Source organism: Bartonella sp. CL162QHHD (assembly GCF_042195435.1).
Lineage (GTDB): Bacteria > Pseudomonadota > Alphaproteobacteria > Rhizobiales > Rhizobiaceae > Bartonella.
Genome location: NZ_JBHIOG010000044.1, coordinates 65,842 through 80,472, shown reverse-complemented (window position 1 = coordinate 80,472; position 14,631 = coordinate 65,842). Strand labels below are relative to the sequence as shown.

Below are 14,631 nucleotides of genomic sequence, written 5' to 3'. Positions count from 1 at the left end.
AATCAACGTACCCTCTTCTTATCACCACCTAAAGCATTTGAGATCCAAGAAGATTTATGCTCACGTGGCGATATTTTATTCTTCTGCAAGAGATTATAAGAAAATTTATACCACTCACTTTTGGGATAATTACGTCCTAAAATAGCTGCTGCCGTCTGTGCTTCCGCCGTTAAGCCGAGAGCAAGATTAACCTCAGTCAAGCGGAAAAGCGCTTCTTCAATTTGATTTGTATCAGAATACTCTTCAACCACGGTACGAAACCGTCTACTTGCCGCAAGGTAACGCCGCCCCTCTTCATAATAACGGCCAATCTGCATTTCTTTACCAGCCAGCTGTTCGCGACCAAAACGGATTTTATCCTTAGCATCCTTGACATACTCAGAATTAGGATAACGCTCTATAAGAAGCTGCATAGCAGCAATAGCACGTTTCGTATCACGTTGATCACGTGTAACATCAGGAATCCGACGGAAAGAAGAAAGACCAATAATATAATACGCATAAGCCGAGTCAGTCGACCCTGGATAAAGAGTAATATAGCGTTGAGCCATACTAATTGAATCATCATACTTTCCGAGTCGATAATTAGTAAAAGCACCCATGACCAAAGATTTACGCCCCCAGTCTGTATAAGCGTACTGTTTTTCAATCTTCAAAAACTTCTTCGATGCATCCCCAAGCCGCCCACTTTCAAGGCTAGCAAGCGCCTGATTATAGAGAACATCTGGTGGCTCTATTTTCAAAACATAAGCAGATGGATCAAGGGTATTTTTCTCTTTAAAGAGACATCCCGCTAACATACAGGTGCTTCCTAAAAGTACCACCCCCAATATCTTGCGTACAATGTTAGATTTTCTATATGTCATATTTCCAATGCACACATGAGATTTTTTCATAGTTTTTCCGGCCTCCAGAGAATATCACCTTGTAGCAAAAACAATTTATTAAAGTTTTTATACCATATCACTTTAAAATCCACATAACCAATTTAGCAGTTTAGGTCAATCATCCCCTTAAAAATCAAATAAACGATAAAAAAATCTTGTCAATTTTCTTTTACTCTTTCTCTAAAAAGCTTTTTTGGTAATATGATTCGTCTGCCAAAACAGCTTTCACCAATTGCGCATTAATTCTATGCCCACTACAATAAGAACGAAATAATCCAATAAAAGGTGCTCCCAGCAAAGCAGTATCACCAATCGCATCAAGCATCTTGTGCCGAACACATTCATTCTCCCAATGAGGACCATCGGGATTTAAAATTTTATCATTAAGGTCGATAACAAGAGAATTTTCCAAAGAAGCACCTCTCGCCTTTCCAGAAAGCCTTAATTCTTCCACGTCTTTGATAAAACCAAAAGTGCGCGCACGTGACAAATCATCCCTAAACCCTCGTGTGGTAAGATCAAAACTGAAATGTTGCTTACCAATAGCAGAAGAAGGAAAAGAGATCGTTATATCAAAACGACGTCCATCGAATGGCAAAAGCTCTGCAACACCATGAGATCCTTCAACTCGCACCGGCTTTTTTATAATGAAATAAGAACGCAACGCATTTTGCTGTACAATACCAACATCTTCAAAAGCTTGGCAATATAGCCACGCTGAACCATCCAAAATAGGAATCTCATTATGTGACACTTCAATAACAAGATTATCCAAATTATAAGCAGCAATTGCTGCCATCAAATGTTCAATTGTTTCAACCCTTACATCTCCATCTCCAAGTACTGTTGATAATTCAGTTTCTCCTGTTTGCGATGCATGAGCTTGAAATATTTTCTCTGTTCCGTCTAATCCACAACGCTTAAAAACAATACCACACCCAACATCCGCTGGACAAACCTTTACCACTGACAAACAGCCACTGTGAACGCCAATCCCCTTAAATGTTACTGCTTTTTTAAGAGTAGACTGATATTTTGGTACTAAATTCATCATAATCATTTTATTAAATTGCTTGTACATCTTTTAACAAAATTTATAAAATTATAAAGAATATTCATAGTAAATAATAAAAAAAAAAACCGCTTATAATAAGCGGTTTTTTTTAAAACAAAGTATTTTATCAAAAAAACAGCAATATATTTTACTGTATAATTTTTGACTGATCATTAAAGAAATAATAATTTTTCTTACTTTATCTCACTTTTCATCAATTAATTTGCCTGACGACGTAAAAATGCTGGTATTTCCAACTGATCTTCTTCACTTATAAAAGTACGTTGATCTTGTGGCACCTGAGGGTGCAGCTCACCAGAACGACGTGGAACATACACAGAAGCATCTTGAGAAAGCGCCTGAGAATTTTTATTGTAAACATGAGACTCTTTCTGCTGAGATGATCTAACAGCAGGCTCCAGCCTCGCTTCTGGCTCAGCTTCTTCACGATGTGTCAAGCTCTGTTTCAAACGCTGCCAAAGATTACGAGGACCTTGATCAGTCACAAATGTTCTTTGACTTTGTCCATGAGCAACAGGAGGAAAATCCTTTAACTCAGGCATACGCATTGGAGCGCGCGCTTGCATTTGTTGCATTTGTTTTGGTTGCACTGGCTTTTCTTTTTGCTTCACAACCCCTGTCATCTCATCAAGAACATGTGCTGTTGCCTCCATACTCACAGGAGCCGTCATCGCCTGTTGAGAACCACGGCTTACTTGCATACGAGGCACATTGGATCTCTGTTCCTGAACAGCATTTGAACCATACGCAACAGCATTCGTGGCACTTCGTGTCGTCATTGATTCTGCAGGTTGTGCAAAAATTTGACTTTTGGGACGGAACTGTTCTCCGGTTGATTTACCCTTCTCTATTTCAAGTGATTCGATTACTTCTACCATTGACTCAGAACGCAGAGGCGATGACTGAACATGAAAAGAACTGTGTGACGTTCCAGGATCGCTCTTGCGTATTGAAGAAGCAGGTCTTTGAATCTGAGGATGAGAGGACTGAACAACATCACTAACTTCACGATCAATACCGGTGGCAACCACAGAAACACGAATAACACCTTCCAATGACTCATCATCAATAGCGCCAAAGATCACATTCGCATCAGCATCCACTTCTTCACGAATACGATTAGCAGCTTCATCAACCTCAAAGAGAGTCATATCACGACCACCCGTAATAGAAATCAATAAACCACGCGCCCCACGCATAGAGGTATCATCCAACAGTGGGTTTGCAATAGCAGCTTCAGCCGCAGCCAAAGCACGCCCATCACCAGATGCCTCACCCGTTCCCATCATGGCTCGCCCCATTTCGTGCATAACAGAACGAACATCAGCAAAATCAAGGTTAATTAAACCCTCTTTAATCATCAAATCCGTAATGGAAGCAACACCAGAATAAAGCACTTGGTCAGCCATAGCAAAAGCATCAGCAAACGTTGTCTTATCATTTGCAATACGGAAAAGATTTTGATTGGGTATAACAATCAATGTATCGACAGACTTTTGTAATTCTTCAATACCAGCCTCTGCCGTTTTCATACGACGTGCGCCTTCAAACTGAAACGGCTTTGTCACAACACCAACAGTCAAAATACCTTTTTCACGCGCTGCGCGAGCAACAACGGGAGCAGCTCCTGTTCCAGTTCCTCCCCCCATACCAGCAGTAATGAAAACCATATGAGAGTCTGCAAGATGATCAATAATTTCATCAATACATTCCTCTGCTGCCGCTTGTCCAACTTCCGGCAAAGCCCCAGCACCCAAACCTTCTGTCACAGCTGCCCCAAGTTGGATAACACGTTCAGCCTTTGACATAGCCAAAGCCTGTGCATCCGTATTTGCAACAACAAAGTCAACTCCCTGAAGACCAGCATTTATCATATTATTCACGGCATTCCCGCCACCACCTCCAACACCAAAAACGGTAATGCGTGGCTTCAATTCCGCGATATCTGGCCGATGCAGATTAATCGTCATTTTCTTTTCCTTCTCATAAGACACCGCAAGCCAAAGCGATGAAATTTATCCAACTAGACTTAACTAAAAACTCTCACGCAACCACTCACCAACACGCTGAAAATACCCACGCGTGCCCATCGATAAATGATTTCCTGCCGCCTGCATTGTTTTTTCTTCAAAACCCACCAATTGCGGATAAATTAACAACCCAACAGCAGATGTAAACGCCGCCCCTTTTGCAAGAGAAGGAAGCCTCGAAATACCTAAAGGCCGCCCGATACGAACATTTCTTCCTAATATAGTACGTGCCATTTCTGGCAATCCTGTTAACTGGCTTGCTCCCCCCGTCAAAATAACACGTTTACCAATGATGTGACCAAAACCAGAACGATTTAAACAATCACGGACCATTTCTAAAATTTCTTCAACACGCGCACGAATGATACGCCCAAGAACCGCGCGAGGATATTGAGTTTCACGCTGTTCACTCCCAATTTCTGCTACATTAATCATTTGCCGCTCATCAGCACTTGTTAAAAGTGCTGAACCATAAACAACTTTTAAACGTTCCGCCTCTGTTAAAGACATAGAAAATCCGCGCGCAACATCAAGAGTGACATGATGCCCCCCAACAGCAAGAGCATCCGCATGAATAAATTTTCCTTCAAAAAACACTGAAAATGTTGTTGTTCCACCACCAAAATCAATACATGCAGCCCCTAAATGCGCCTCATCATTCATCAAGACAGCAAGACCACTTGCAAAGGGAGTAGCAACCATTGCTTCAACACTCAAATGTGCACGATTAATACAAGTTTCTAAATTACGCAAAGAGGCTGTTTCTGCTGTTACCACATGCACGTCAACACCAAATGTTTCCCCTGCCATGCCAATAGGATCAAAAATTCCTTTATCTCCATCCAATACATAAGAAACTGGAACTGAGTGCATAACATGACGTTCAGCATCAAAGGCTTTACGCGAAACATCTGAAAAGGCCATACGCATATCACGCTTGGTGACTTCACGACCATTCAAATGGACCTTTCCATTAATCAAAGCACTTTGTAATCGACTTGAGGAAAAATTCACAATCACTGAATCCACCACCAAACCCGCCATTTTTTCTGCCGCATCAACAGCCAATCTTATTGATTGTTCTGCTGCAAACATATCCATGACAACACCGGATTTAATACCACGTGAACGCTGCACTCCAAAGCCTAGAATTTCCGTAGAATGTGTACGACCATGTAAATAGTGTGCATGCTTCAAAGGACGCAAACAAGCAATAAGACAAACAATCTTACTTGAACCGACATCAAGTACCGTTAAAAAACGTGTTTTACGCCCCTTCAAATGATGTGATCTGAGTAGCATCATAGGCTTCCTGCCTTTCGCGCTTTTAAAATACGTTCTTCTTCTGCTACAGTAGCATGATAACGCTCCAACGTTTCATCTGATAAAGAAACAGTAATTCGATCAGCAAGACGTAAATCAACACTGAGAATATCGCGAGATAAAAGATCTTGCATTGTACCGGACGAAAAAAGAGAAGAAAGCCTTTCAAGAGCACCATTTTCAGGCAACATAACGCGCATTCCATTATTCAAAACAAGATCCCAACGTCGATCACCTACCCGCACAAAAGCACGAATACGATCATATACTTCCGGATAGACTGACAGCGCTTGAATAAACACTTTAGCAGCATTTTGTGCCCCCTGCCCAACCACAAGAGGTAAATCCCGAACAATTTCCCCTTTAAAAGGCACAATGACACGACCTGTATGATCAACAATATCCATTATGCCATCATGTTGCCAAATGGCATAGGGTTCACGCTCCACGATGGAAATGCGCATTTTATTAGGATAAATTTTCTGAACATTAGCCGATTGCACCCAAGCCTGTTTTTCCAAAAGAGAACGCGCTCTTTCAACATCAAAAGTGAATATAGAAGGCGCAACATCAAGTTTTAAAATTTTAAAAATATCCTGCTTTGCCAAGCGCTTATTACCGCTTATATCAACATGAGTGACCACAAAACTACTATCCAATATGATCGTGTTTACGATCACAGTCATCTGACCACTTGATGAAAGTCCATAAAAAGCCGTAACAAAGAAAAACCATACAACAGCAAAAGAGCCAAAATGGCGTGGAATGTGAATATTAACAAAAACAAACTCAAACATAAACCGAAGAAAACGACGATAAAGACGTGGCAAAGCCGGCACTGAAAGCACCTCCATCGGAACATTTGTTTTACTAACATTCAACGCATACATGATGCGTCCTCCACCATCCATTGAACAATATCGCCGTAAGTACGGCCGCTCGCTTTTGCAATATCAGGAAGAAGAGACGTCGATGTCATACCGGGTTGCGTATTAATTTCAAGCCAAACCAACTCTCCCGTTTTTTCATCAAAACGAAAATCAGAACGGCTAACACCTCGACACCCTATCGCCTGATGGGCTGCTAAAGACATTCTTTGCACACTTTGGTAAATATTTAGTGAAAGTTGTGCAGGACAAATGTGAAGAGAACCACCCGTTTTATATTTTGAGTCATAATCGTAGAATGGAAAGTTTTTATCGGGAAGAATTTCACACACATCCAGCACTTCATTCCCCAAAACAGCACAAGTCAATTCACGACCAGGAATATATTTTTCAATCATCACCTCATCGGCATATCCCCACTCAGCTCCCCCAATATTATGCGGCGGTACAGCTTCATTTCCTTGGACAATGACAACACCAAAACTTGATCCTTCACACACAGGTTTAATTACATAAGGAGGCTCCATGGGATGCGTTCGGCCCAAAGCAAAGCGGCTCATGATACGAGAAGGAGCAACACAAACCCCAACATTTGCAACGATAATTTTTGCACGTCCCTTATCCATTGCCAAAGCAGATGCCATCACGCCAGAATGAGTATAAGGAATTTTTAAATATTCAAGAATCCCCTGAATCCGGCCATCTTCACCAAATGGACCATGCAATGCATTGAAGGCAATATCGGGCTGCAACTGTTCAAGAACAGAAGCAATACGAGCATCAACATCCACGCGGCTCACGCGATACCCCTGTACCTCTAGAACATCAGCACAAGCCGCCCCTGAAGATAAACTTACAGACCGCTCAGAAGAAAAACCTCCCATTAACACAGCTATATGTTTATCTTTCATAATAAATCACCCTCTTTCGCATACTATATGTAGTCTATATAGAATACATCAGCACCATATACAGGAAAAACAAAGTTTATCCTTGCGAATCAATAACCTAGCATTTTGCATAATGAATCAGACTCAAAAGCCTGATGCAAGAGATTCTTTGTTAATTTATTGATTCTTAATAGAAATTTTTTATTATCTCTTTGAAATGACTCAATTTTTTATTTTCACTTTTTTAGTGAACAATAAATCAATGAAATGGATCAAAAGGAGAAACACTTCGACCACGCTCAAATTGACCAATACGCTCTATTTCCCATTGTAAAAGGTGGGCTGAATTTGCAAAAACACGTGCACGCACTGTTTCTCCCAATGCTTCAAGATCATATCCTGTTGCTTGCCCTGTATTAATCATAAAATTACAGTGCATTTCACTCATTTGAGCGCCACCAATCCGTAAACCACGACACCCTGCTTCATCAATCACGCGCCACGCAGATCCATTCCCAGGATTTTTGAAAGTTGACCCCCCTGTTTTTTCACGAATAGGTTGCACTGTTTCTCTGTGGAGGGCAACTTCATCCATAGCAGCACGAATATCATCTTTATTGCCGAGTTTTCCTTCCAATAAAGCAGCCGTAAAAATAAAATCTTTAGGAACATCACAATGGCGATAGGAATAATGCATATCTTTCACACTCAAGATATGACGTTGCCCTTTACGATCCAGCGCATAGACCTCGACAACACGCGCTGCGGTTTCAACACCATTCGCACCAGCGTTCATTTTGAGAGCTCCTCCAAGACCTCCAGGAATACCATGATAAAAATGAAAACCTGCAATCTCAGCTTCTAAAGCGGCAGCAGCTAAATGTTTATCCGCCGCACCAGCACCAACTAAAAAGCCTTGTGGAGAAACCTGCTTCACTTGCCCAAAACTTTTTGGCGAAAGACGAATCACAACACCAGGAACCCCCCCATCACGCACCAGAAGATTAGAACCGATACCGACAATTGTTACAGGAACAAATTCAGGCAAATTTTGAAGAAAGAGAGCCAAATCTTCTTCATCAACAGGCTGATAAAAAAGCTCTGCCAATCCGCCCGTGCGAAACCACGTTACCTTACGCATCTCAACATTAGGTGTAAGTTTTCCTCTCACGCCACCCAACAATGGTTGCAATTGCGCCAATAGCGCCTCACCATCAATGTGCTGAAAATTTATCATGACCATCCAATACCGCTAACTGATGAGGCAACGCACAAGCCCATTGTGTGATATTGCCAGCACCAAGAAAAACAACATAATCCTCTGCCTGAGCAAATTTTGAGACAAGAGACACAACATCTTCCAAACCATGTATCAAGCGCACATCACGATGACCCGCCATTTTAATATGCTCTACCAATTCTTGAGAACCAAATCCTACAATAGGCTCTTCACCAGCCGCATAAACGGGCGTAATCAACACTGTATCTGCATCATTAAAACAAGCAGCAAAATCATCAAATAAATGATACAAACGTGAATACCGATGGGGTTGTGCAATCGCAATAACACGCCCTTTTGCACTCTCACGTGCAGCACGCAAAACAGCCTTTATTTCGACAGGATGATGTCCATAATCATCAAATATTTCAATGCCACGCCAACTTCCTGTTCGCGTAAAACGCCGTTTTACTCCGCCAAATTCTGCTAAGCCCCTTTTTATAGCTTCATTTGAAATGCCAAGTTCATGCGCAATAGCAATCGCCGCCGTTGCATTGGCAACATTATGCTGCCCTGCCATAGGCAAAAGCATATTTTTCAACTCAATCTTTCTTCCTGTTTTGCGTGAGCGAACAAGAACATCAAAATGCGTTTTTTGACCATCCATCGAAAGATTAAGAAAACGAACATCTGCTTGTGGATTTGCACCATAAGTGATCACCCAACGATCATCAATACGGCCCGCCAATGACTGAACCTCTGGATGATCAAGGCACAAAACAGCAAAACCATAAAAAGGAACATTTTCTACGAATTGCCGAAAAGCCTCACGCACAGCATCAAAACTTCCATAATGATCCAAATGCTCAGCGTCAATATTAGTAATAACAGCAATATCAGCAGGCAGCTTTAAAAATGTACCATCACTTTCATCAGCTTCAACAATCATCCAATCGCCATCTCCTGTACGAGAATTCGTACCATAAGCATTAATAATACCGCCATTAATCACCACTGGATCAAAATGACCAGCATCAAGAAGGGCTGCAACCATTGATGTGGTTGTTGTTTTACCATGTGTACCACCCACCGCAATTGCACGCCGAAACCGCATCAGCTCCGCCAGCATTTCTGCACGTCTAACAAGCGGTAAATGTCTTTCCTTTGCAGCAATATACTCAGGATTTGTTTTTTTAACGGCAGTAGAAAAAACAACAACCTCTGCATTCCCTAAGTTTTCAGCACAATGACCTATATGAACGTTAATTCCCTTTTTCCGCAAACGTTCAACATTTGCACTTTCAACTTGATCTGACCCTTGAACTTTATAGCCAAGATTATAAAAAACCTCCGCAATTCCACTCATACCGATCCCCCCGATTCCGATAAAATGGATAACGCCTATATCAAGTGGCATTTTCATTTAAAAGCTCCTCTTTTATATCTGACAACAATCGCCCTGCAATTAAGGATTCAGCCATATCAGCAAGGCAACGGGTTGCATGAGGTTGCCCAACTTTTTTTGCAGCAAGCGCTTGTTTTTCCAATAAATGGGGTGCACAACAAGCGTGCATTAAAAGAGAAAAAAGCTTTTGTGCATTCAAATCTTTTTCTGATACAATTTGCGCACCACCTACACGAGCAAGCAGAGCTGCATTGGCAGCCTGATCATGATCTAAAGCATGGGGATAGGGAACAAGCAAAGCAGGTCTACCAATCACCGCTATCTCACAAACGGACGAAGCCCCAGCGCGCGACAAAATAAAATGAGCATGTGCCATACGTTCAGCCATATCATCAAAAAAAGGAGCAACCTCTGCTTGTACGCCCATATCACGGTAGATTTTGATCAACCCTCCTGCTTCACCGCGAACTTGCTGTACAATTCGTAAACGTTTACGGTTCTTATCATCGAATAAAGCAATAGCTTCTGGAACAATATGTGAAAAAGCAGAAGCCCCTTGGCTACCTCCAAAAATCAAAAAATTAAATGGCTTTTCCCCCTCTGAAGAATGATAAGGAATTTTGGCCGCCTTCAACACAGCCTCACGGACAGGATTCCCCGTCAAAAGTATTTTATGAGCATAAGCGCCATTTGGCGACAACAAACCACCAGCGATTGCACGCACAAAAATTGCCAACACCCGATTGGCACGCCCCATAACAGCATTTTGTTCATGAATAAATGTCACACGCCTCGTTAAAGCCGCAATAAAAAGAGGAGGAAAGCTCGGATACCCCCCAAATCCTCCAACAAGAACAGGACGTAATTTATAAAACAACGCCAACGATTGCCCCATTCCCCTTAGCAAAGACCAAAACGTCTTTATCAGAGCAAAAGGATGACGTCGTATAAACGTTGCCGATGAAACGATATGAATATGCTCTTCATCAAAGCACCGAACAAAAGGTCGTGCTCTTTCATCTGTTATTAAATGAACATCATATCCACGCTTCCTTAATTCAACAGAAAGGGCTTCAGCAGGAAAAAGATGTCCACCTGTACCACCAGCCACCAAAACAATAACTTTTTTATCACTCATAAGGGGTATCCAAGACAGAAGAGGAAGAAAAAGCTGAAAGGCGTGCTTCTGGCCAACGACGTGTTAAACTAAGCAAAATGCCCATTGAAAACGCAATCGCCACCATCGAAGAACCACCGTAAGAAATAAAAGGCAATGTCATGCCTTTTGGAGGAATTAAGTGAAGATTAACAGCCATATTAATAGCTGATTGAAAGCCAATCATCATTGCTATGCCAGTAATACCAAGACGTATAAAGGAATCACGTGTATTCATGGCTATATACAATGAACGCATAACGATAAAGCCAAACAGCATCATAATTAATAAACAAAGAATAATACCATATTCTTCAGCAGCAACGGAAAATACAAAATCTGTATGGCTATCAGGAATGATACGTTTTACTGTTCCCTCCCCAGGACCTTGCCCAAACCAACCACCATTCAAAATAGCCTCACGTCCTACATCCACTTGAAAAGTATCTCCTTCACCTGTCAAAAAACCATTGATCCGCTCGCGCACATGATGCAGAAAAAAATAAGCTAAAATAATTCCTACAACGCCTAAAATGAGAAAGAGAAAAATAATAGTAAGAGGTACACCAGCAATAAAAAACAGCCCCCCCCATGTTGCACTTATTAAAACTGTTTGTCCAATATCAGGCTGCAAAACCAGAAGCACACAACAAATGCCATAAAGTACAATCGCTAACGTATAACCTAGAATTCCCCTCTTGCGTATCTGTTCCGAAAAAAGCCAAGCGGACATAACCACAAAAGCTGGCTTCATAAACTCTGAAGCCTGTACAGAAAAACCAAATAGCTGAATCCATCGCCGTGCTCCCTTTAATTCTGGACCAAAAAATAAGGTTGCAACCATAAGAGCAAGCGTTACAATGAGCAAAAGAGCACATAAACGACGAATATTAGAAAGCGAAAAAAAAGAAATGGTAACCATCGTAAAAAATGCTAAAATGCTGAAAATGATATGCCACCGAACAAAATAAAAACTATCAGCAATTCCGATTTTTTTTGTAATAATGGGGCTGGCAGCAAAAGACAGCATAATGCCAATTCCCATTAAAATTAAACAAGCTGCAAAGATAGAGCGATCAATCGTCCACCACCAATTAGCAATTGGATCTCTATCTGCACGCGTCACCATGATATACACACCTTATCCATTTTATAAATTGTCTCAAAGTGATATGGGTTCCCAGCCTGTTTAACAAACACTTTAAAAACTAAATTACACAAAAAAAGATTCTGGAGTCTTAACGCAAAAATATTTTTTATAATTGATGCTTTTTTTATTGTAACTGCATCACAAAAGAGACAAATGCTTCGCCTCGCATTTCATAATTTTTAAATTGGTCATAACTTGCACAAGCAGGTGACAAAAGAACCGTCACCTCTTTTGCCTTACAGCCTATTGCGTCAACAGCTGCTTCACGCACCGCATTTTTCAAAGTTAAGCTCATAGAAAAGGGAAAAGAAGATCCAATAGTGCGAGCAAATTCTTCCGCCGCGCTCCCAATCAAATAGGCTTTACGAATTTTAGGAAAAAATTCTCTAAGAGACTCTATTCCTCCCTTTTTTGCCTGTCCCCCAACAATCCAAAAAATATCATTAAAGGTGGAAAGCGCAGGAGCTGTTGCATCTGCATTAGTCGCCTTGCTGTCATTGATAAACAAAACCGCCCCCATTTTACGCACCTGTTGCATACGATGATCCAACCCTTTATAACTTGCTAAATGCTTGTCCATAGAAGGATCGGTTATTTTTAAAGCCTGCAACGTTGCTAATGCCATAAGGGCATTTTGCGCATTATGCCTCCCACGTAACACCGCCATAGGAGCAAGATCTGCAAGCATATGACGCTGTCCTTGACGAACAGAAAAGAGCTTGGTCCCATCTGCATAAAAACCATTTTCAACAAAATGATCCTTGGAAATTGCCTCAATTTGCTTCCCCTCATGAAGTAACTGTTGATATAAAACTCGGCAAGCTGCATCATCAACTGAAATAAAAGCCTGAGAAGCCTGAGCAATCAGATGCCTTTTGGTTTGCACATAACAGGCAAAACTTCCATGTCGATCAATATGATCAGGTGTGAGATTTAATAAAAGTCCAATAGTCGGCTGAAGAGAGGGAGTAAGATCAATTTGAAATGATGAACATTCAATCACATAGATACGTTTTTTAACAAAGGGCTTAAGCGTCAATATTGCCTTTCCAATATTTCCCCCCATCTGCACATCATAGCCCATTTTTTCCAACAAATGCGCAAGTAAAGATGTTGTGGTTGACTTCCCATTCGTCCCCGTAATCGCAATGAAAGGAACGTCTTTGTCACAAAAACCATAATGCTGTAAAAATTGATGGCGCGCCCGAACAAATAATTCAATATCACCGATAATTTCTATATTTTTTTTTCGTGCTTTTTCAACAACCCAATGGGGTTGAGGATAACTTAAAGGAACTCCAGGAGCTACAATCAATGCAACAAATTCTGACCAATCTTCATAACGGAGATCTCGTGTTGGAATATTGTGCCGAAAAGCCATTTGCACGCTTGAAGGACTATCATCCCACGCCACCACTTCTGCACCACCACACATCAATGCTTGTGCCGTTGCTAGTCCAGACTGTCCCAATCCAAACAGAGCAACTTTTTGACCTTTATAACACGTAACAGAAATCACATTCTCACCGCAATTTAAGTGTTGAAAGACCTATGAGAGCGAGAACAATCGAAATAATCCAAAAGCGTATCACGACTTGGCTTTCAGTCCAGCCTTTTTTCTCAAAATGGTGATGTATCGGTGCCATAAGAAACACGCGTTTTCTTGTTAATTTGAAATAACCAACCTGAATAACGACCGAAAAAGCTTCCACAACAAAAAGCCCACCAATAAGAACCAAAACAATTTCGTGTTTCGTAGCAACCGCAACAGTCCCTAAGAGTCCTCCAAGAGCCAATGAACCAGTATCTCCCATAAAAATAGCTGCAGGTGGTGCATTAAACCATAAAAAACCAAGCCCTGCCCCAACAACAGCTCCCAATAAAACAGCCAATTCACCTGTACCCGATACATAATGGATTTGGAGATAATCAGCAAAATTCATATTACCAGAAAGATAAGCAATCAGAGCAAAAGATAAAGCTGCAACCATCACAGGAACAATAGCAAGCCCATCGAGTCCATCCGTTAAATTAACCGCATTACCCGTCGCGACAATGACAAACGCAGAAAAAGGAATAAAAAACCAGCCCAAATTGATAAGATAATCTTTTAAAAAAGGCAAAGCGAATCCAGATGAGCCAATTTTCAGAATAACAAAAGCCGCAATTGCGGCAACACAAAACTCTAAGCTTAACCGTGCTTTCCCAGAAAATCCTTTGTCTGTTTGTTTTGTGACCTTAAGATAATCGTCATAAAATCCAATTGCCCCAAAAGAAAGCATAACCAATAGCGATACCCAAAAGTAAATATTCGATAAATTACACCACAAAAATGCCGATACCACAATGCCGGTTAAAATCATCAATCCACCCATTGTAGGTGTTCCAGCCTTTTTAAAATGTGTTTGAGGACCATCAGCACGAATCGGTTGTCCCTTACCCTGCCGCAATTTAAGAGAAGCAATGATGCTAGGTCCAAACAAAAAGACGATAAGTCCCGAAGTAAGCATAGCCGCTATCGTGCGAAAAGTAATATAACGAAATACATTCACACCTGGAAGCCAATCACTAAACGAAGAAAAAAACAGCATCATTGTACAAAAAACCTC

Annotated in this window: 12 protein-coding genes; all 12 read right to left on the bottom strand. The window is 41.2% G+C overall.

From position 1 onward, the window contains the following. Positions 1-2: 2 nt before the first annotated feature. Positions 3-896: an outer membrane protein assembly factor BamD gene (locus tag ACFILD_RS03840; RefSeq protein ID WP_375612003.1), complete on the bottom strand. Its 894-nt coding sequence runs from the start codon at positions 894-896 to the stop codon at positions 3-5. 160 nt (positions 897-1,056) lie between these two features. Then, positions 1,057-1,941: a UDP-3-O-acyl-N-acetylglucosamine deacetylase gene (gene lpxC, locus ACFILD_RS03835; protein ID WP_375658212.1), complete on the bottom strand. Its 885-nt coding sequence runs from the start codon at positions 1,939-1,941 to the stop codon at positions 1,057-1,059. A gap of 218 nt (positions 1,942-2,159) precedes the next feature. Continuing rightward, a complete protein-coding gene (ftsZ, locus tag ACFILD_RS03830; RefSeq protein ID WP_375637656.1) occupies positions 2,160-3,932 on the bottom strand; it encodes a cell division protein FtsZ in 1,773 nt (590 codons plus the stop codon). A 63-nt stretch (positions 3,933-3,995) separates the two neighbouring features. Further along, positions 3,996-5,297, bottom strand: a complete 1,302-nt coding sequence (gene ftsA, locus ACFILD_RS03825) for a cell division protein FtsA (RefSeq protein WP_273790775.1) — start codon at positions 5,295-5,297, stop codon at positions 3,996-3,998. Next, entirely contained in the window at positions 5,294-6,205 is a 912-nt protein-coding gene (locus ACFILD_RS03820; RefSeq protein ID WP_375631205.1) for a cell division protein FtsQ/DivIB, read from the bottom strand. Before ACFILD_RS03820 ends, ftsA begins: the two co-directional genes overlap by 4 nt. Beyond that, positions 6,193-7,113 carry a D-alanine--D-alanine ligase gene (locus ACFILD_RS03815; RefSeq protein ID WP_273790777.1) on the bottom strand — a complete coding sequence of 307 codons (921 nt, stop codon included), beginning with the start codon at positions 7,111-7,113 and terminating at the stop codon, positions 6,193-6,195. The genes ACFILD_RS03820 and ACFILD_RS03815 overlap by 13 nt, the downstream gene beginning before the upstream one ends. Before the next feature lie 238 nt (positions 7,114-7,351). Beyond that, the gene (gene murB / locus ACFILD_RS03810; RefSeq protein WP_375664785.1) at positions 7,352-8,329 is read right to left on the bottom strand and encodes a UDP-N-acetylmuramate dehydrogenase; all 978 of its coding nucleotides are present in this window, start codon (positions 8,327-8,329) and stop codon (positions 7,352-7,354) included. Then, complete coding sequence (murC, locus tag ACFILD_RS03805; protein ID WP_273790779.1) at positions 8,307-9,734, bottom strand: UDP-N-acetylmuramate--L-alanine ligase; 1,428 nt, start codon at positions 9,732-9,734, stop codon at positions 8,307-8,309. Before murC ends, murB begins: the two co-directional genes overlap by 23 nt. Beyond that, on the bottom strand, positions 9,718-10,854 hold the full coding sequence (locus ACFILD_RS03800; RefSeq protein WP_375664784.1) for a UDP-N-acetylglucosamine--N-acetylmuramyl-(pentapeptide) pyrophosphoryl-undecaprenol N-acetylglucosamine transferase: 1,137 nt from the start codon (positions 10,852-10,854) through the stop codon (positions 9,718-9,720). The genes murC and ACFILD_RS03800 overlap by 17 nt, the downstream gene beginning before the upstream one ends. Next, positions 10,847-12,001 (bottom strand): FtsW/RodA/SpoVE family cell cycle protein, encoded by a 1,155-nt coding sequence (locus ACFILD_RS03795; protein ID WP_273790781.1) that lies wholly within the window; start codon positions 11,999-12,001, stop codon positions 10,847-10,849. Before ACFILD_RS03795 ends, ACFILD_RS03800 begins: the two co-directional genes overlap by 8 nt. 145 nt (positions 12,002-12,146) lie before the next feature. Beyond that, positions 12,147-13,541 carry a UDP-N-acetylmuramoyl-L-alanine--D-glutamate ligase gene (gene murD / locus ACFILD_RS03790; RefSeq protein ID WP_375664783.1) on the bottom strand — a complete coding sequence of 465 codons (1,395 nt, stop codon included), beginning with the start codon at positions 13,539-13,541 and terminating at the stop codon, positions 12,147-12,149. Between the two features lie 4 nt (positions 13,542-13,545). Then, positions 13,546-14,616: a phospho-N-acetylmuramoyl-pentapeptide-transferase gene (gene mraY, locus ACFILD_RS03785; protein ID WP_273790783.1), complete on the bottom strand. Its 1,071-nt coding sequence runs from the start codon at positions 14,614-14,616 to the stop codon at positions 13,546-13,548. Positions 14,617-14,631 lie beyond the last annotated feature (15 nt).

Excerpts from the sequence above, each read along its gene's own strand:
- ACFILD_RS03840 (WP_375612003.1), bottom strand. The coding sequence starts at position 896 with ATGAAAAAATCTCATGTGTGCATTGGAAATATGACATATAGAAAATCT.
- lpxC (WP_375658212.1), bottom strand. The coding sequence starts at position 1,941 with ATGATGAATTTAGTACCAAAATATCAGTCTACTCTTAAAAAAGCAGTA.
- ftsZ (WP_375637656.1), bottom strand. The coding sequence starts at position 3,932 with ATGACGATTAATCTGCATCGGCCAGATATCGCGGAATTGAAGCCACGC.
- ftsA (WP_273790775.1), bottom strand. The coding sequence starts at position 5,297 with ATGATGCTACTCAGATCACATCATTTGAAGGGGCGTAAAACACGTTTT.
- ACFILD_RS03820 (WP_375631205.1), bottom strand. The coding sequence starts at position 6,205 with ATGTATGCGTTGAATGTTAGTAAAACAAATGTTCCGATGGAGGTGCTT.
- ACFILD_RS03815 (WP_273790777.1), bottom strand. The coding sequence starts at position 7,113 with ATGAAAGATAAACATATAGCTGTGTTAATGGGAGGTTTTTCTTCTGAG.
- murB (WP_375664785.1), bottom strand. The coding sequence starts at position 8,329 with ATGATAAATTTTCAGCACATTGATGGTGAGGCGCTATTGGCGCAATTG.
- murC (WP_273790779.1), bottom strand. The coding sequence starts at position 9,734 with ATGAAAATGCCACTTGATATAGGCGTTATCCATTTTATCGGAATCGGG.
- ACFILD_RS03800 (WP_375664784.1), bottom strand. The coding sequence starts at position 10,854 with ATGAGTGATAAAAAAGTTATTGTTTTGGTGGCTGGTGGTACAGGTGGA.
- ACFILD_RS03795 (WP_273790781.1), bottom strand. The coding sequence starts at position 12,001 with ATGGTGACGCGTGCAGATAGAGATCCAATTGCTAATTGGTGGTGGACG.
- mraY (WP_273790783.1), bottom strand. The coding sequence starts at position 14,616 with ATGATGCTGTTTTTTTCTTCGTTTAGTGATTGGCTTCCAGGTGTGAAT.